Source organism: Methylobacterium soli, assembly GCF_008806385.1.
GTDB lineage: Bacteria > Pseudomonadota > Alphaproteobacteria > Rhizobiales > Beijerinckiaceae > Methylobacterium > Methylobacterium soli.
The window spans coordinates 56,812-72,739 of sequence record NZ_VZZK01000022.1 but is presented as its reverse complement, the minus strand read 5'-3'; the positions used below and the strand labels follow the sequence as shown (position 1 = coordinate 72,739).

The following is a 15,928-nucleotide window of genomic DNA, read 5'->3' as shown; positions in this document are numbered from 1 at the left end:
GGGCACTCATCTTGCTTGTACTGTCCGATTCGCAGATCCGGCGCGGCGGCATTCCGGGAGAGCCTCATGACGAGCGTGGCAGCGGCGATCCCGGCCCGGCGCGCGGGACTGCACCGGTCCCTGTTCGCCCAGGTCCTGGCGGGGCTCGGCCTCGGCATCCTGCTCGGGATCCTGGCACCGGACTTCGCGCAGGGGCTGAAGTTCTTCAGCGACGCCTTCCTGCGCCTCATCGGGATGATCGTGGCGCCGATCGTGTTCTGCGTCGTGGTCCACGGCATCGCCGGGGCGGGCGACCTCGGCAAGGTCGGGCGCGTCGGGGTCAAGGCGCTGGTCTATTTCGAGGTCATGACGACGCTGGCCCTGCTGATCGGCCTCGTCCTCGCCTACGCGGCCGGGCCCGGCCACGGCATGAACATCGACCCCGCGAGCCTCGACCCCAAGGCCATGGCGGCGGCCTCCGAGAATGCCCGCAAGCTCCAGGGCAGCGGCTTCGGCGCCTTCATCCTCAACATCCTGCCGCTCACGATCTTCGACGCCTTCGCGCGCAACGACGTGCTGCAGGTCCTCGTCTTCGCGATCCTGTTCGGCGTCAGCCTCGCCCTCGTGGGCGGCGAGACAGCGCGCAGCGTCAGCGCCTTCATCGAGAAGCTCTCCACGGTGCTCTTCAAGGCCATGGGGCTGATCGTGCGGCTCGCGCCCCTCGGCGTCCTCGGGGCGGTGGCCTACACGGTGGGGCGCTACGGGGTCGGCTCGCTGCAGCAGCTCGTCTCCCTGGTGCTGCTGTTCTACGCCGCGGTGCTGTTCTTCGTCCTCGTGGTCTTGGGCGGCGTGATGCGGCTCGCCGGCTTCTCGATCCTGCGCTTCCTCGCCTATCTGCGGGAGGAGCTGACCATCGTGCTCGCCACCGCCTCCTCGGACGCGGTGCTGCCGCAGGTGATGCGCAAGCTCGAGGCGATGGGCATCCGGCAATCGGTCGTCGGGCTCGTGGTGCCCACCGGCTATTCCTTCAACCTCGACGCCTTCTCGATCTACCTGACCCTCGCGGTGGTGTTCATCGCGCAGGCGACCAACACCCCCCTGGCCTTCACCGACCTCCTCGTGGTGCTCGGAGTCTCGCTCATCACCTCGAAGGGCGCGCACGGGGTGCCGGGCTCGGCCATCGTGATCCTGGCCGCGACCCTCAACGCGGTGCCGAGCATCCCGGCGATCGGCCTCGTCCTCGTCCTGTCGGTCGATTGGTTCATCGGCATGGCCCGCGCCGTCGGCAACCTCGTCGGCAATTGCGTCGCCACCGTCGTGGTGGCGGCCTGGGAGGGCGACATCGACCGGGCCCGGGCCCAGGCGGTGCTGGCCGGGGAGGGGATGCCCCAAGATACTGTCTGAAGACACCGTTTGAAGACACGGTCTGACGTGACTGTCCGAGAGGTTCGGTTCGGCCGGCCGGCGGCCTTGACGCGAGGCCCCCCAACTCGACAGCCCGCCGGAACGATGCGAACAATGGCCCGCGCGCCCCGTGCGAGACGGTCCGGGGCGGGCGGGCCCGGGACGGGTCCGCGACGCACACCTCGAATCACCGGAGAGCGCGCGGGCATGTCGCCGGAGTTACGCGAATCGCGAGCGGCCCTGATCCTGATCGGCGTGGTCGTGCTCTCCGTCCTGATTTTCGGAGCCGTGACCCTCCTCAGCCAGATCGGCTGAGGCGCCGGGCCGCCAGGGGCCGAAGAATGCGCGGTTTGGCCGCGCCGAAAGACAGGGGGCCGCGCCCGACGATGCGGGCCTCGGGCCAGGAACGCTGGATCGCGGGATCTGGGCAAGATCTGCTCAAGCACCCGGGGCTTTCTGGGCTATTCCGACCCGGCCGCGGCTCAGCATTGGCGGCCTCTCCCCCTGGCGTTAACCGTATTCGCGGGGAAATTACCGTTCCGTGGCCGAAGCGGAAACCTCCGGGTGGCTCCCGCGTAGGGTCGGATGGTGGCCTTGACCACGACTGACGAAACCTGAATTGTTTTCGCATCGGCGCATTTCGCGTAATCCCCCCCGAGCCCGAGCCCGGCCTCGCTGCGGAGAATGGTTTTGTTCGTGAACGCGATCGATGGGGCGCGCGAGCCCCTCGACCAACTCAAGGCCGCCCTCGACGCCTCCGGGGTCGTCGGCACCTGGACCTGGTCGGGCAGCCAGGATCGCTGCATCCTCGATGCGGGCGCCGCCTGCATCCTGGCCGGGGATCCGGGGCTTGCCGGAACGCCAATCCGGCTGGAGCGCGCCAAGGCTTGCGTTCACCCGGACGACCGCGCGGCGCTGTTCCACCAGTTCCGCGCCCTCGGGCGCACCGGCGGCCTCTTCGTCGCCGAGTACCGGACCCTCTCGCCCGAGGGGCAGGTCCGCACCATCCTCGACCGCGGCCGCATCTTCCGGGCCTCCGACGGCGCCGTCACGCACGGCCACGGCATCATCCTGGACGTCACCGAGAAGGCCTGCCAGGACCCGGTTCCGGCGGAGCTGCAACAGCCCCTCGAATTGGCCGCCAGCCACGCCATCGCCTGCCGGGGCGCCATCGACCGCCTCGACATCGCCGAGCTGCGGCTCATCGTCGACATGCTGCTCCTGCGCCTCGGCCAGGAGCTGTGCCGGAGCAGCACCATGGGCGCCGGCGGGCTGCACTGACCGTCGAGAGCCCGGCTGAAGAAGGGTCGGAATCGGGCGACGTCCCCGGGTGACAGGCGCCGGCTTTCGGGCCACACTCCCGGCCCGGCTCAGGGCGGATAACAGCCCGGGCCTCGGTTGGGGGCAGGGCGACGGAATGCCATGCCGAAATATTTCTTCGATGTTCGGACCCCGTCGGGGGTCGTCTGCTCCGATTACCAGGGGCTCGATTGCCCCGATGCCGAGGCGGCCCTGGCGGAGGCCCAGCACGGCGCCCGCTTCGTCACGCCCGGCGATTGCGCCCGGAACCCGATCTTCACCGGCTACAAATTCGCCGTGACCGACGAGGCGCACGAATTGCTGTTCACGGTGCCCTTCACCGACCTCCAGCTCGATGACGAGCCGGCGCCCGCCAAGACCGCGGTGACGGCCCTGGCCCGGCCCAGGCGCGGCCGCACCCCGTCCCGCGCCCGCGCCGCCCGGACCGCCTGACCCCGAGACGATTGCGCGGTGAGCCGAACGGCGCGGCGCCGCGCGCCTGCGCGTCCGGCTCCACCTCGTCGCCGAAGCCCCGCCGTCGATCGCGGATCGCGGATCGCGGATCGCGGATCGCGCGGCGGGGGCGTGCCGTGGCGTCCGGGCGGCTGTGGCTTTCCGGCGACAATCCGCGGGTCCGCGGTCCCGCCCGGGGGCCAGCGCCGGGTCGATGTGCAGAAACGCACGTCATCGTGATGACCGCGTCCCTACACATTCCGGAGCACGACACGCTCCAGGCCCTCCCGCTCACCGGCGGGCGGCCGCAGGGAAGATGCACGGCCATGAAGACCTCGCTGTCCGCAGCCTCGCTGGCGCTTGGAATCGTCCTGGCGCTCCCCGCAGCCCCCGCCCTCGCCGAGGGCCGCAAGCCCGTCGCCACGCCCTCCCGCGAGGCGGCCGGCCAGAACTTCGCGTCCCGGATGAACCGGCTCGATGCCCTGATGGGCGCGCCCCCCTCCGCGAGCCTGCTGTCGCGCGCGGCCGCCCCCGGCGCCGTCCGCCGCACCGGCCGCATCCGCGACGCCAACGCCGAGCGCTGAGCCCCGCGGCGGGCGCAGAGCCGCGGCGTCGGGCTCCGGCGCGGCCGATTCGTGGCATGATGCGTGCCCGTCCCGGACCGGGCGCCCGCGGCGGGCGCTCCCCGGGGTCCGACGCACGAGGCTGCCCATGACCGAGACGCGCCCCCTCACGCGATTTGGCGTGAAGCCCCTGGCCGCCCTGACGCGCCGGCTCGCCGACGTCGCGGGAGGCCGGGCCGAGCCCGACCTGGTGATCACGGGGGCGCGGGTGCTGTCGGTCTATTCCGAGCGCATCCTGCCCGAGCGCGAGGTCTGGATCACGCAGGGCCGCATCGCGGCCGTGAAGCCCGCCGGCAGCCACAAGGGCGGCGCGCCGCGCTACGATGCCGGCGGCGGCCTGCTCGGGCCCGGCCTCGTCGATCCGCATCTCCACATCGAGAGCAGCATGGTCACGGCCTGCGCCTACGCGGAGGCCGCGCTCCTCAACGGCACCACCACGATCGTGTGCGACAGCCACGAGATCGGCAACGTGCTCGACGCGCAGGGCATCGCCTGGATGCTGGAGGATGCCCGGGCGGCCGCGCTGAACATCTACCTGACGGTGCCGAGCACGGTGCCGGCGACCTCGGCCGCCCTCGAGACCGCGGGCGGCGACCTGACGCCCGACAAGATCGCGGCCCTGTTCGATGCCTGGCCGGAGGCGATCGGCCTCGGCGAGAAGATGGATTTCGTGGCGGTGGTCGAGGGCGATCCCCGCGCCCACGCCATCCTGCGGGCGGCGCTCGAGCGCGGGCGCCCGGTCTCGGGCCACATCTACGGCCGGGACTTCGTGAGCGCCTACGCGGCGAGCGGCGTCACCGACACCCACGAGGCCATCGACCGGGACATCGCCGACGACCTCCTGGAGGCCGGGCTCTGGATCTACCTGCGGGGCGGGCCCCCGACGACGCCCTGGCACAGCCTGCCCGGGGCCATCGGGACGGTCACGGATTGCGGCGCGGCCTGGAAGCGGGTCTGCGTCTGCACCGACGACCGCGACGCCGACGACCTCCTGACCTACGGCCTCGACTACGTGGTGCGCGAGGCCGTGCGCCACGGCGTCCCGAAACCCGCCGCCTGGGCCATAGGCTCGCTGCACCCGGCCACCCGCTACGGGCTCGACGGGGAGATCGGCGGGTTCGGGGGCGGGCGCCGGGCGGACCTCGTCCTCCTCGACGACGACCTCGTGCCCCAGGCGACCTGGTATGGCGGCGAGCTCGTCGTCGAGAACCGCCGGATCACCCCGCGCCTGGAGGAGGCCCTGTCGCGGCCCTACCGCTACCCCGCGCCCGCCTACGCCACCCTGCGCAGCCCCGAGCCGATGCCCGCCTTGGTGCCGGGGCTGCCCGCCGGCCCCTGCATCGCCAACGCCATCCGCACCACCCTGCCGGGGATCGAGCTGAGCCACGAGCGCGTCGCCCTCGATCCCGGCCCGGACTGGGCCGCGACGCTCTCCGCCCACGATCTCTGCCACGTCGCCGTGGTGGAGCGGCACGGCCTGCGCGGCAGCGTCGCGCACGGGCTGCTGCGCGCCTTCGGGCTCCGGCACGGCGCCGTGGCGAGCAGCGTCGGGCACGATTCGCACAACCTCGTGGTGGCGGGCCTGAACGAGGCCGACATGCGGGTCGCCCTCGAGGCCATCCGGGCGCATCAGGGCGGCGTCTGCGTGGTGGCCGACGGAAGCGTCGTCGCGATGGTGCCGCTGCCGGTGGCGGGGCTCCTCTCCGACCAGCGCGTCGGCGTGGTGGCGGCCGAGATGCGGCACCTGAAGGCGGCCTGGGCCGAGGCCGGCTGCCGCATCCCCTATATGGGCTTCAACCTGATTCCCCTCTCGGTGATCCCGGAGATCCGGCTCACCGACCGGGGCCTTGTGCTGGTGCCGGAAATGCGCCTCGTGCCATTGTTCGAGCCGGCCTGACACCGATCCCTGCCGCGAAACCGGAGCCGATCCTGAAGATGCGCCTGACCCACCTCCTCGCCGGCCCCCTCGCGGGCGCCGCGCTCCTCGCCCTGTCGCTCGCGCCCGGACAGGCGCACGACCTCTGGCTCACCCCGGCACCGGGGGGCGTCGCGCTCCATCTCGGCCACGTGCACGAGCCGACCCTGCCCACCCCCGACAAGCTGGTGCATCTGAGCGCCCTCTCGGCGCGCGGGTCCACGGCCCTCGCGGCCAAGGCCGAGGCCGGCGCGCCGATCCTCACGGCGGCGCTCGCGGGGCCGGGCGACGTCCTGGTCTCGGCGGCCTATGACAGCGGCTTCTGGGTGCGCACCCGCGCCGGCGAATGGCGCAATGCCGACCGGCGCGCGGTGCCGGAGGCCGAGCGCAGCCAATGGTCGATGAAGTTCGCCAAGGTGGTGCTCGGCCCCGAGGCGCCCTGGGACCGGGTGCTCGGTCAGACCCTGGAGATCGTGCCCCTGGAGGCTCCGACGCGCGCCGCCGCGGCCCTGCGCGTGCGGGTCCTGTTCGAGGGCCGGCCGGTCGCCGGCGCCGAGATCGCCGTCACGAGCGGCGAGGCGGCCGAGGCGACGCGGGTCACCGCGGATGCCGAGGGCGTGGCCCAGGTGCCCCTGGCGCAGGCCGGCCAGCAGATCCTCGCGGTTGGCCATCGGGTGAAGCCCTCTCGCACCCCGGCGCTCGCCGATGCCGACAGCTACACGGCGAGCCTCGCCTTCACCACCGCGGAATCCCGCACGAACTGAGCCGGGCCTCGCTCGGCGGCGCGGGTTGACGGAGGCCGGCGGGCCCCCGTCACGGGATCTGCAGCCGCCAATCCTTCGGCTTGGCGCTGTCCGCCGCGCTGTCGTCCGGGCGCCGCCTTCTCGCACGATCCTTGTCCGCACGATCCCTCTCCGCGCGCGGGCTCAAGGCATCCGGGCGCGGCGCGGCGCGGCGCTCGCGCCTGAGCTTCTCCGCCGTCGGATCGAAGGTCGAGGCCGGGCGCGATTGCCGCGCGCTCTCGATGCAGATGCGCTGCGCCGTCGGATCGCGGATGATCGAGCAGCTCGCGATGTCGTCCGTCGCGAGGGATTGCGCGCCCGCGCAAGGGGACCAGGCCGTCGCGAGCAGGATGAGGGCGGATCGTCTCATTGGCAGGGTCTCATTGGCAGGGTCCCGTGCGGTCATTCCACTGACGGATGATAATTTTTCGCTGAATACAACTTCAGGATCAGGATGTGCTGCGGATCCCCACCTGCTGTACAGGTCACCCCTCGGATTTCACAATAAATTAAGCACGTTCCGCAATTTATGGGCTCGGCAGCCCGGCTCTGGCCGCGCGGCTGCGCTGGGGATTCCGCCGGATGTGCCTGTCCCGACGCCTCGTCACCCTGCTGCTCGTTGCGGGAACCAGCATGGGTGTCGGCGCGTGCTCGCGCTACGCGTATACGGGCTCGCTCGGCGTGCCCCCCTCCGTCGGAATCTTCACGAAGCCCGGGCAGGCGCTCGCCGAATTGCCGCCGCCGGCGGCCCCCATCAACGTCGCGGTCTACGATTTCCAGGACCTGACCGGCCAGAACAAGTCGTCCCTCGCGGTCGGGTTCGCGGAATTCTCCCGGGCGATCACCCAGGGCGCCTCGGTGATCCTCGTGGATGCCCTGAAGACGGCGGGCGGCGGCTCCTGGTTCAACGTCGTCGAGCGCGGGTATCTCGACAGCCTGCTGCGCGAGCGCAAGCTCATCCAGGACACCTACGCGTTCCTCAAGAAGAATCCCCGAAATCTGATCGATCCGCTGAAGTTCGCCGAGTATATCGTCACCGGCGGGGTCGTCTCCTACGACAGTCCGATCCAGACCGGCAGCGCCACCGTGGCGCTCGGCAATTACGGGGGCGGGCTCGCCGGCCACAAGGACCTGGTGACCATCAATATCCGCCTCGTCCGGGTCCGCGACGGCGTGGTGCTGAAATCCATCAACGCGTCCCGGCCGATCATCACCGCCTCCGTCACCGGCAACGCCACCCGCGTGCTCGGCCAGCGCATCCTCGACGCGAGCGGCGCGATCGGGGTTCAGGAGGCGACGCAGACCGCCGTGCGCGAGGCCATCGAGGCCGGCGTCTACGAACTCGTCCGCGCGGGCGTCGCGACCGGGCTCTGGCAGGGCCGGTTCTCCGCGCCCTACGGGCCGGACGTCGCCCGGACCGGCAGCATCAGGGGCCCGGCCGGCGGCGCGAGGCCCGGGCCCCCCGCTCTCCGGGGCTCTCCGGAGAGCCCCGGCACGGCCGCCGCCAATCCGGTCCGGGGCGCGGCCCCCGAGAAGCCGGCCTCCGGCGAGACCTGATCCCGCCCGCGCGCCCATCGGTTCGCCGCGCGGAGCGTCCGCGTCAGGGAATCGATTGCTGCTGGCCTCTCTGCAGGTTGACGAGACCGTCCTGGCGCGCGTCGAGGCTCGGCGCCGTGCCGCGCTGATAGGTCCTGATCCGATTGATCAGACCGCTCTGACGGATCGTGAGAGGAAGCGGATCCGGTCCGATCGCCACGATCTCCGTCACGGTGGTGTGCCCGGTCCTCACCGTCCGGCTGCTGCTCCGGGTCAGGAACGGGTTCCGGGCCTGGATCACGCTGACGACATTGCGGGCGCTGCCTTGCGCGACCGCGATCGTCCCCTCCGCGGCGCGCGCCGCGGGCGGAGACGCCGCGAGCGGGATCGCCAGGCAGGCCCACCAGATCGTACGGCTCATCACGTCCTCCCGAGAACGAGGCCGCACCCTGCCCGAACCAAGTTAAGGATCCGGACATGTCGCGTTCCGCCGAGTATGCAATTGCAGATTTAATCGTATTGATATGAATATTTCAGGTTTAATTCCTGTCTCATTATGGGAATCTGCGCAACTTTAGCCGATATACCGGGCAGCAAAGTACTTACTTCGAAAAAAAGACCCACGGATTAGCAGCGCACCCGGAACGAAGCCCGAAGAATACATTCCGGATCCTGGCAGCTATGGTGAAATACGCCCTCATCCTGCAACGGATCGACAGGTTTGCGACGCACCGGCGCGCGCGATGATCGTCCGGCAGCCATCCGCCACGAGCGGCGATTGACCATCCGATTTGCGGCACGCCCCTCGACACAATTCTTTTTGGAGCCGCCGACACGACACCGGGAGGCGTGTTCTTACCGTTTTTACTGTTGCTTTACAGTCAGCACTAGGCCGACAACTTCCGGTCCGGCCGTTTGCGGGACGATTAATGTTTGATTAAACCCACCCTCGTTGCTGAAGACGCAACCGATCAACAACTTGATTGAGTTTAGTAACGGGGAGAAAAAAATCATGATCGCTCGTGTTCTTATTGCCGCTGCCGTCGCTTCCGTCACGTTTGCTTCGGCTGCGCTGGCCGGCAACGTTTCGACCATCGTCCAGAGCGGTGGAACCAACGCGGCTTTCTCGGCTCAGCGCGGCTACTCGAACGTCTCGACCTCGGTCCAGACCGGCCGCCGGAACGCCTCGGTCGCCGTCCAGACCGGCCGCCGCAACGATGCCGCCATCGGCCAGACGGGCCGCTTCAATGCCGGCGCCGTCTTCCAGAACATGCCCTGAGCCGGGACCGGCGCGCCTTGTCCCAGGGCGGGCGCGCCGTCAACGACCGTCTCGGACCGGGAGCATCGTCATGAAGATCATCGTTCTTTCCGCGGCCCTGTCGGCCGCTCTCATCGCCGTCCCGGCCCTCGCGCAGCCGCTGACCGTGGTCCAGAACCACCGGGCGAACGTGTTCGGGGTGGTCCAGGCCGGGCCGCAGGTCAGGCCGGTGGACGTCACGCAGACCGGGCAGGCGAACGTGGCGGGTGTGGTCCAGGCCGGCGCCGCGCCGCGCAGCACGATCAAGCAGACCGGCCGTTCCAATACGGCGCTGGTCACGCAATTCGAGAGCCGTGTCGTCTCGGTCGGACGATCTCACATGCCCTGAGGCACAGCCTCAGCCCGCGCCGATGCCCGGCCGGCCCCGGCTTCGACCTCCCGGGCAACGTCGCGCACCACCTGCCGGAACCACATCAGGGCCGGGCGCCGCTTCACCTGGGACCGGCCGTACCGGGTGGATGCCACGAAATTCGCCGCGCGCTTCTGGTCGGACGTCACGCCCTTCGAGCGCGGCGCGCCCGCGACGGCCCGCGCCGTCCGGGCGGCCGGCGGGCGGGGGTGAGGCCGCGGGCGCCCGGGCCGCGCCCGCGCCCGCCGGCTCAGGCGAGCCCGCCCGCCGCCTCGATGAAGCGCGCGACGGTGTCGGCGCCGTGGCCCTCGCGCAGCGAGGCGAACACGTAGGGCCTGGCGCCGCGCATGCGCCTTGTGTCCGCCTCCATCACCCCGAGATCGGCGCCGACGAGGGGCGCGAGGTCGGTCTTGTTGACGATGAGAAGGTCCGAGCGGGTGATGCCGGGGCCGCCCTTGCGGGGGATCTTCTCGCCGCCCGCCACGTCGATGACGTAGAGGGTGATGTCGGCGAGTTCCGGCGAGAACGTCGCCGCGAGGTTGTCGCCGCCCGATTCGATCAGCACGAGGTCGAGCCGGGGGAAGCGCCGGCGCATCTCCGCCACCGCCGCGAGGTTGATCGAGGCGTCCTCGCGGATCGCCGTGTGCGGGCAGCCGCCGGTCTCGACGCCCATGATGCGCTCCTCGGGCAGCGCCCCCGCCACCGTGAGGATGCGGGCATCCTCCTTGGTGTAGATGTCGTTGGTGATGGCGCAGATCTCGTAGCGCGCGCGGAAGCGCTTGCAGAGCTGCTCCATCAGGGCCGTCTTGCCGGAGCCGACGGGCCCGCCGATGCCGACGCGGAGCGGTCCTGTGTGGCCTGTCATGCTGAACCTCACGAGCGGAAGATGCGGGAATACTGGGTCTCGTGCCGGAGCGAGCCGAGATCGAGGCGCAGCGTGCCCGCGCCGAGATCGTCGAGGCCCGCCGATTCGAGGCGCTCGGCAAGCGCGGCGATGCGGGGGGTGAGCGCCGCGATGACCCGCATGCCCGCGCTCTGGCCGATCGGCGCGACGCGCAGCGCCGCCGAGACGAGGTTCTGCACGAAGGCGAGGCCGCAGGCCGCGATCAGGGGCCCGCGTGCCATGCCGTGGGCGCCGGCCGCAGCCCCGAGCGCCACCGGGTAGGCGACGGGGCCGGGCAGCCCCGCGGCGAGCGCCGCGAGAGCCGGGCAGGGCCAGGCCGCGAGCGTGGCGTCGAGGAAGCTGCGTCCCTGCTGGCTGGTCTCGAGATGGAGTTCGCGCGAGGGGGCGAGCGCCAGCGCGAGGTCGTTCAGGTCACGGAGGGCTGCCGCGTCGCCCGCCAGGGCGGCGGCGTGGGCTTGGCCGAGCAGGATCATGTCGTTGCGCCCCGCCCCCCGCTCCAGCAGGTCTTCGAGCCACTCCGCGAGGGTCGCGGCGTCCCGCACGTCGCCCGCCTCCACGGCCCATTCGAGGCCGTGCGAGTAGGCGTAGGCGCCCACCGGATAGGTCGGCGACAGCCACGCCATCAGGCGCAGGGCCTCAATCGCCGGCATGGTCGTGCGCATGCGCATGTCTTGGCTCATGCGAAGATCCTGGCCCGTGCGCATGTGCATGTCCGTGCGGATGCCCGTGCGCATGCGAAGACCCGTGCGCATGGCCGCCCGCATAGGCGCCACCCTCCGGGCGGAAGGGCCGCGTCACGGGCTCGGCGCTGCCGCCGAGGCCCCGCACCATCGCGGCGAGCACGTGGTCCTCCGCGATATAGACGGCCTCGTCCGTGAGCTCGGCCGGGATGTGGCGGTTGCCGATGTGCCAGATCAGGCGCTGGAGGGCGAGGGGCGAGGGGGCCCGGATCGCGAGCAGGCGCTCGGGCGCGGCCTCGACCCAGACGAGGCGCCCGTCCTCCAGGGCCAGCGCGTCGCCGTCCTCGAGGATGGCGGGCTCGGGCAGGTCGAGCAGGAAGCCGAGGCCGCCGACGCCCCGCATGGCGAGGCGGCGGCGATGGCGGTCGCCGTGGTCGAGGACGATGCGGTCGACGATCTCGCCGGAGCCGTCCGGGCCCCGGCCGATGGCGTCGCGGCGGATGATGCGGGTGGCGCGCAGCATGGTCAGAACAGGAAGTAGCGCTGCGCCATCGGCAGCACGTCGGCGGGCTCGCAGACCAGCAATTCGCCGTCGGCGCGGACGTCGTAGGTCTCGGGGTCGACCTCGATCACCGGGGTGGCGTCGTTGAGGATCATGCTCTTCTTCGAGATGCCGCCGCGCACGTTCTCGACGGCGACGAGCTCCTTGCGGACGCCGAGGCGCGCGCGCAGGCCGTCCTCCACGGCCGCCTTCGACACGAAGGTGAGGGCGGTGGCGTAGGGGGCGCGGCCGTGGGCGCCGAACATCGGGCGGTAATGCACGGGCTGGGGCGTCGGGATCGAGGCGTTGGGGTCGCCCATCGGCGCCACCGCGATCATGCCGCCCTTGATCACGAGGTCGGGCTTCACCCCGAAGAAGGCCGGGCTCCAGAGCACGAGGTCGGCGAGCTTGCCGGGCTCGACCGATCCGATATGCTTCGAGACCCCGTGCGCGATGGCCGGGTTGATCGTGTATTTGGCGATGTAGCGGCGCGCCCGCAGGTTGTCGTGGCCCGACGCGTCGCCCGGCAGGCTGCCGCGCTGGCGCTTCATCTTGTCGGCGGTCTGCCAGGTGCGGATCGCGACCTCGCCGACCCGGCCCATCGCCTGGCTGTCCGAGGACATCATCGAGAGCGCGCCGAGATCGTGCAGGATGTCCTCGGCCGCGATCGTCTCCTTGCGGATGCGGCTCTCGGCGAAGGCCAGGTCCTCGGGGATCGACGGGTCGAGGTGGTGGCACACCATCAGCATGTCGAGATGCTCGTCGATGGTGTTCTTCGTGAAGGGCCGCGTCGGGTTGGTGGAGGAGGGCAGGACATGGGCGAGCCCCGCCACCTTGATGATGTCGGGCGCGTGGCCGCCGCCCGCGCCCTCGGTGTGGAAGGCGTGGATGGTTCGCCCGGCGAAGGCCGCGATCGTGTCCTCGACGAAGCCCGATTCGTTGAGCGTGTCGGTGTGGATCATCACCTGCACGTCATGCGCGTCCGCGACCGTCAGGCAGGTGTCGATGGCCTGGGGCGTCGTGCCCCAATCCTCGTGGAGCTTCAGCGCGCAGACGCCCGCCCGCACCATCTCGACGAGGCTCTCGGGGCGCGAGGCGTTGCCCTTGCCGGCGAAGGCCAGGTTCATCGGCAGGCTGTCCACGGCCTCGATCATCCGGGCGATGTGCCAGGGCCCGGGCGTGCAGGTGGTGGCGAAGGTGCCGTGCGCCGGCCCCGTGCCGCCGCCCAGCATCGTGGTGATGCCCGAGCAGAGCGCCTCCTCGATCTGCTGCGGGCAGATGAAGTGGATGTGGCTGTCGAAGCCCCCGGCGGTGAGGATCTTGCCCTCGCCGGCGATCACCTCGGTGCCGGGCCCGACCACGATGTCGACGCCCGGCTGCACGTCCGGGTTGCCGGCCTTTCCGAGCTTGTGGATGCGTCCCTTCACGATCCCGACATCGCATTTCACCACGCCCCAATGGTCGAGCACCACCGCGTTGGTGATCACGGTGTCGACGGCGCCCCCGGCATTCGTCACCTGGGATTGCCCCATCCCGTCGCGGATGACCTTGCCGCCGCCGAATTTCACCTCCTCGCCATGGATGGTCAGATCGCGCTCCACCTCGATCTCGAGGCTTGTATCGGCGAGCCGGATGCGGTCGCCCGTGGTCGGCCCGAACATCGCCGCGTAGGCGGCGCGGGGGAGGGAGGCGGGCTTGGTTGCGGGGTTGGGGCTGTCGGACTGCGCCATGGCCTCAGAGCGCCCCCATCACGGCGCCGCGGAATCCGTAGACGGTCCGCGCGCCCCGGAGCGGCACCAGCGCGACCTCGCGGGTCGCGCCCGGCTCGAAGCGCACGGCGGTGCCAGGCGCGATGTCGAGGCGCTGGCCGCGCGCCTGCTCGCGGTCGAAGACGAGGCCCGGATTGACCTCGTAGAAATGGTAATGCGAGCCGACCTGGATCGGCCGGTCGCCGGTATTGGCCACCGTGACCAGGGTGCGGGGCTGGCCCTCGTTGAACACGATCGCGCCGGGCCGCGTCGTCACCGTGCCGGGCACGTCGTCGGACGGCGCGCCCCGGATCGGGTGGTGCACCGTGACGAGCTTGGTCCCGTCCGGGAACGTCGCCTCGACCTGGATGTCGTGGATCATCTCCGGGATGCCCGGCATCACCTGATCGGCGGTCAGCACCTGCGCGCCCGCCTGCATCAACTCGGCGACGCTGCGCCCGTCCCGCGCCCCCTCGACCACGCAATCGGTGATCAGCGCCACCGCCTCCGGATGGTTCAACCGGACGCCGCGCGCGAGCCGGTTCCGGGCCACCTGCGCGGCCATGGCGACGAGGAGCTTGTCCTTCTCGCGGGAGGTGAGCAGCACGATGTGGGTCTCCGGTGGCGGCCCGGGCGGGGCCGGTGCGGGGGCAGAGCAAGGATCATGCTGGGCTGGGGGTCAAGGGGTGGGGGCGGCGCCCCACCTCTCCCGTTCGGGAGAGGTCGAGTCCGCGGCAGCGGACCGGGTGAGGGATGTGCCCTGTCCGGAGATGTCGCCCCCCTCACCCGGCTGTCTACGACAGCAGACCTCTCCCGAACGGGAGAGGGGACCCGCGGCAAGGTCGGCCAGCGTGTTGGCTTGAGATGACCCGGAGGGCGGCGCCCCACCTCTCCCGTTCGGGAGAGGTCGAGTCGGCGCGAGCCGACCGGGTGAGGGATGCGACTTCTCCGGAGAGGGCGCATCCCTCACCCTGTCCCTCTCCCGGACGGGAGAGGGGACCCGCGGCAGGGGCGGCCAGCGTGGTGACGGAGCTACGCCGTGGTGGCGGGGCGCCGGATGCGAGCCCGGCATCCGGAGCCGCCGGCGGTGCCGGACCTTGCCGCGTCGATGGCTCCGAATCCCGGGCTCCGCTCGCGCGGCCCCGGAATGCCTCGGAGGGCGGCACCCCACCTCTCCCGTTCGGGAGAGGTCGAGTCGGCGCCAGCCGACCGGGTGAGGGATGCGACCTCTCCGGACAGGGCGCATCCCTCACCCTGTCCCTCTCCCGGACGGGAGAGGGGACCCGCGGTAGGGGCGGCCAGCGCGTTGGCTTGAGATCACCCGGAGGGTGCCGCCCCACCTCTCCCGTTCGGGAGAGGTCGAGTCCGCGGCACGCGGACCGGGTGAGGGATGCGACATCCCCGGAGAGGGCGCCCCCTCACCCTGTCCCTCTCCCGGACGGGAGAGGGGACGCGCGCCGCCCCTCACATCTGCCACACCCGCGGCAGCGCCTCGCCCCGGTAGCGCAGGAAGAACCCCGCCACGGCCCGCCGGAGCGCGTCCGCGTCCGGGGCGAGCAGGCGCACCACCAAAAAGCCGTTCCAGGCGCTGGCGCCGGCCTCGACGCCGCCGGAGGTGTTGGTGCCGAGGGCGTCGAGATGGGCGCGGGCCGCGTCGAGGCGGGATTCGGCGTCGGGGGCGATGTCCAGGAGGGTGGCGAGCGCCCGGGCGCCGCCGCCGAGCGCCGGGCGGGCGAGCCAATCCGCGATCGGGCCGTCGAGGTGGAGGTTGTCGGCGTAGACGAGGCGGCCGGCCCGGCGGATGCGCCAGACATCCGAGATCAGCCCCCGCGTGACCCGCTCGCCATGGGCGGAGCGGCCGAACAGCAGGGTCTCGCCGACGAGGAGCCGGGCATCGGCCGCGAGGTCGGCCTCGAAGCGGCGGGCGAGCCGGGCGCGGTCGTACAGGATCGTCTCCTGCGGCAGCCAGGCGAGGCGGGCGCCGGGGCCGAGGCTGAGATGGTTGGCGATGCGGCTGACCGGGCCGTCCGAGCGGTAGATCTTCTCCGCCGCCGTCGTGGTCAGGACGAGGTCGGCCCCGGCCTCCAGGGCGACGTCGACCCGGAAGGTGTCGCCGCAGGCGATGCCGCCGGCGGTGTTGACCAGGATCCCCTCGGGGCGCGGGCCCTGATTCCGCGGGAAGCGCAGGCGCGAGGGCCCGGATTCGAAGAGATCCACCACCCGGGTCGGCCCGGACGGGCCGCCGGCCGGGGCCATGCGCAGGACGACCGTCCCCTGCGAGCGCTGCCGGGCGGGCGGGGCTGACGCCGGCAAGGGGGCAGGCAAGGGGTCCAGCAAGGGGGCAGGCAAGGGGTCGCGAAGGGGGGCGGGCGCGGGCCCGGGAAACGGCGTGGCGAT

Annotated in this window: 17 protein-coding genes; 9 read left to right on the top strand and 8 right to left on the bottom strand. The window is 71.5% G+C overall.

Going from position 1 to position 15,928, the window contains the following annotated elements; translation table 11 throughout:
• Positions 1–66 precede the first annotated feature (66 nt).
• The 6 genes from dctA to F6X53_RS19610 all read left to right on the top strand — a co-directional run bounded on the left by dctA (position 67) and on the right by F6X53_RS19610 (position 6,437).
• Positions 67–1,383, top strand: coding sequence for a C4-dicarboxylate transporter DctA (gene dctA, locus F6X53_RS19635; protein ID WP_151001880.1), 1,317 nt, complete (start codon positions 67–69; stop codon positions 1,381–1,383).
• 696 nt (positions 1,384–2,079) lie between these two features.
• Positions 2,080–2,664 carry a PAS domain-containing protein gene (locus tag F6X53_RS19630; RefSeq protein WP_238298952.1) on the top strand — a complete coding sequence of 195 codons (585 nt, stop codon included), beginning with the start codon at positions 2,080–2,082 and terminating at the stop codon, positions 2,662–2,664.
• Between the two features lie 141 nt (positions 2,665–2,805).
• Positions 2,806–3,135, top strand: a complete 330-nt coding sequence (locus tag F6X53_RS19625; protein WP_238298950.1) for a DUF6894 family protein — start codon at positions 2,806–2,808, stop codon at positions 3,133–3,135.
• A gap of 326 nt (positions 3,136–3,461) precedes the next feature.
• The gene (locus tag F6X53_RS19620) at positions 3,462–3,719 is read left to right on the top strand and encodes a hypothetical protein (RefSeq protein WP_151001878.1); all 258 of its coding nucleotides are present in this window, start codon (positions 3,462–3,464) and stop codon (positions 3,717–3,719) included.
• Positions 3,720–3,846: 127 nt separating this feature from the next.
• Positions 3,847–5,655, top strand: a complete 1,809-nt coding sequence (locus tag F6X53_RS19615; RefSeq protein ID WP_151001877.1) for an adenine deaminase C-terminal domain-containing protein — start codon at positions 3,847–3,849, stop codon at positions 5,653–5,655.
• Positions 5,656–5,693: 38 nt separating this feature from the next.
• On the top strand, positions 5,694–6,437 hold the full coding sequence (locus F6X53_RS19610; RefSeq protein WP_151001876.1) for a DUF4198 domain-containing protein: 744 nt from the start codon (positions 5,694–5,696) through the stop codon (positions 6,435–6,437).
• A 49-nt stretch (positions 6,438–6,486) separates the two neighbouring features.
• Here the strand turns inward: F6X53_RS19610 and F6X53_RS19605 are convergent, their stop codons facing one another.
• Positions 6,487–6,825, bottom strand: coding sequence for a hypothetical protein (locus F6X53_RS19605; protein WP_151001875.1), 339 nt, complete (start codon positions 6,823–6,825; stop codon positions 6,487–6,489).
• A 212-nt stretch (positions 6,826–7,037) separates the two neighbouring features.
• On the opposite strand from F6X53_RS19605, the gene F6X53_RS19600 reads away from it, so the two are divergent.
• The gene (locus F6X53_RS19600) at positions 7,038–8,012 is read left to right on the top strand and encodes a CsgG/HfaB family protein (RefSeq protein WP_151001874.1); all 975 of its coding nucleotides are present in this window, start codon (positions 7,038–7,040) and stop codon (positions 8,010–8,012) included.
• A 43-nt stretch (positions 8,013–8,055) separates the two neighbouring features.
• Here F6X53_RS19600 and F6X53_RS19595 read toward each other — a convergent pair whose 3' ends face one another.
• Positions 8,056–8,412: a hypothetical protein gene (locus tag F6X53_RS19595; RefSeq protein WP_151001873.1), complete on the bottom strand. Its 357-nt coding sequence runs from the start codon at positions 8,410–8,412 to the stop codon at positions 8,056–8,058.
• 531 nt (positions 8,413–8,943) lie between these two features.
• Here F6X53_RS19595 and F6X53_RS19590 point away from each other — a divergent pair.
• Together F6X53_RS19590 and F6X53_RS19585 are read left to right on the top strand one after the other, a co-directional pair.
• Positions 8,944–9,270 carry a hypothetical protein gene (locus F6X53_RS19590; RefSeq protein WP_151001872.1) on the top strand — a complete coding sequence of 109 codons (327 nt, stop codon included), beginning with the start codon at positions 8,944–8,946 and terminating at the stop codon, positions 9,268–9,270.
• A 70-nt stretch (positions 9,271–9,340) separates the two neighbouring features.
• Positions 9,341–9,637: a hypothetical protein gene (locus F6X53_RS19585; protein ID WP_191970909.1), complete on the top strand. Its 297-nt coding sequence runs from the start codon at positions 9,341–9,343 to the stop codon at positions 9,635–9,637.
• A 271-nt stretch (positions 9,638–9,908) separates the two neighbouring features.
• On the opposite strand, the gene ureG is transcribed toward F6X53_RS19585, so the two are convergent.
• The 6 genes from ureG to F6X53_RS19545 all read right to left on the bottom strand — a co-directional run bounded on the left by ureG (position 9,909) and on the right by F6X53_RS19545 (position 15,787).
• Positions 9,909–10,523: an urease accessory protein UreG gene (ureG, locus tag F6X53_RS19575; RefSeq protein ID WP_151001870.1), complete on the bottom strand. Its 615-nt coding sequence runs from the start codon at positions 10,521–10,523 to the stop codon at positions 9,909–9,911.
• Positions 10,524–10,531: 8 nt separating this feature from the next.
• Positions 10,532–11,242 carry an urease accessory protein UreF gene (locus tag F6X53_RS19570; protein WP_238298702.1) on the bottom strand — a complete coding sequence of 237 codons (711 nt, stop codon included), beginning with the start codon at positions 11,240–11,242 and terminating at the stop codon, positions 10,532–10,534.
• Positions 11,199–11,765 carry an urease accessory protein UreE gene (locus F6X53_RS19565; protein WP_151001869.1) on the bottom strand — a complete coding sequence of 189 codons (567 nt, stop codon included), beginning with the start codon at positions 11,763–11,765 and terminating at the stop codon, positions 11,199–11,201. Before F6X53_RS19565 ends, F6X53_RS19570 begins: the two co-directional genes overlap by 44 nt.
• Before the next feature lie 2 nt (positions 11,766–11,767).
• Positions 11,768–13,513, bottom strand: coding sequence for an urease subunit alpha (ureC, locus tag F6X53_RS19560; protein WP_151001868.1), 1,746 nt, complete (start codon positions 13,511–13,513; stop codon positions 11,768–11,770).
• A gap of 4 nt (positions 13,514–13,517) precedes the next feature.
• Complete coding sequence (locus tag F6X53_RS19555) at positions 13,518–14,138, bottom strand: urease subunit gamma (RefSeq protein WP_151001867.1); 621 nt, start codon at positions 14,136–14,138, stop codon at positions 13,518–13,520.
• 857 nt (positions 14,139–14,995) lie between these two features.
• Complete coding sequence (locus F6X53_RS19545; protein WP_151001911.1) at positions 14,996–15,787, bottom strand: urease accessory protein UreD; 792 nt, start codon at positions 15,785–15,787, stop codon at positions 14,996–14,998.
• Positions 15,788–15,928 lie beyond the last annotated feature (141 nt).

What these genes read in the sequence shown, in the direction of transcription:
- dctA (WP_151001880.1), top strand. Translation starts at nt 67, where the DNA reads ATGACGAGCGTGGCAGCGGCGATCCCGGCCCGGCGCGCGGGACTGCAC.
- F6X53_RS19625 (WP_238298950.1), top strand. Translation starts at nt 2,806, where the DNA reads ATGCCGAAATATTTCTTCGATGTTCGGACCCCGTCGGGGGTCGTCTGC.
- F6X53_RS19620 (WP_151001878.1), top strand. Translation starts at nt 3,462, where the DNA reads ATGAAGACCTCGCTGTCCGCAGCCTCGCTGGCGCTTGGAATCGTCCTG.
- F6X53_RS19615 (WP_151001877.1), top strand. Translation starts at nt 3,847, where the DNA reads ATGACCGAGACGCGCCCCCTCACGCGATTTGGCGTGAAGCCCCTGGCC.
- F6X53_RS19610 (WP_151001876.1), top strand. Translation starts at nt 5,694, where the DNA reads ATGCGCCTGACCCACCTCCTCGCCGGCCCCCTCGCGGGCGCCGCGCTC.
- F6X53_RS19605 (WP_151001875.1), bottom strand. Translation starts at nt 6,825, where the DNA reads ATGAGACGATCCGCCCTCATCCTGCTCGCGACGGCCTGGTCCCCTTGC.
- F6X53_RS19600 (WP_151001874.1), top strand. Translation starts at nt 7,038, where the DNA reads ATGTGCCTGTCCCGACGCCTCGTCACCCTGCTGCTCGTTGCGGGAACC.
- F6X53_RS19595 (WP_151001873.1), bottom strand. Translation starts at nt 8,412, where the DNA reads ATGAGCCGTACGATCTGGTGGGCCTGCCTGGCGATCCCGCTCGCGGCG.
- F6X53_RS19585 (WP_191970909.1), top strand. Translation starts at nt 9,341, where the DNA reads ATGAAGATCATCGTTCTTTCCGCGGCCCTGTCGGCCGCTCTCATCGCC.
- ureG (WP_151001870.1), bottom strand. Translation starts at nt 10,523, where the DNA reads ATGACAGGCCACACAGGACCGCTCCGCGTCGGCATCGGCGGGCCCGTC.
- F6X53_RS19570 (WP_238298702.1), bottom strand. Translation starts at nt 11,242, where the DNA reads ATGAGCCAAGACATGCGCATGCGCACGACCATGCCGGCGATTGAGGCC.
- F6X53_RS19565 (WP_151001869.1), bottom strand. Translation starts at nt 11,765, where the DNA reads ATGCTGCGCGCCACCCGCATCATCCGCCGCGACGCCATCGGCCGGGGC.
- ureC (WP_151001868.1), bottom strand. Translation starts at nt 13,513, where the DNA reads ATGGCGCAGTCCGACAGCCCCAACCCCGCAACCAAGCCCGCCTCCCTC.
- F6X53_RS19545 (WP_151001911.1), bottom strand. Translation starts at nt 15,787, where the DNA reads ATGGCCCCGGCCGGCGGCCCGTCCGGGCCGACCCGGGTGGTGGATCTC.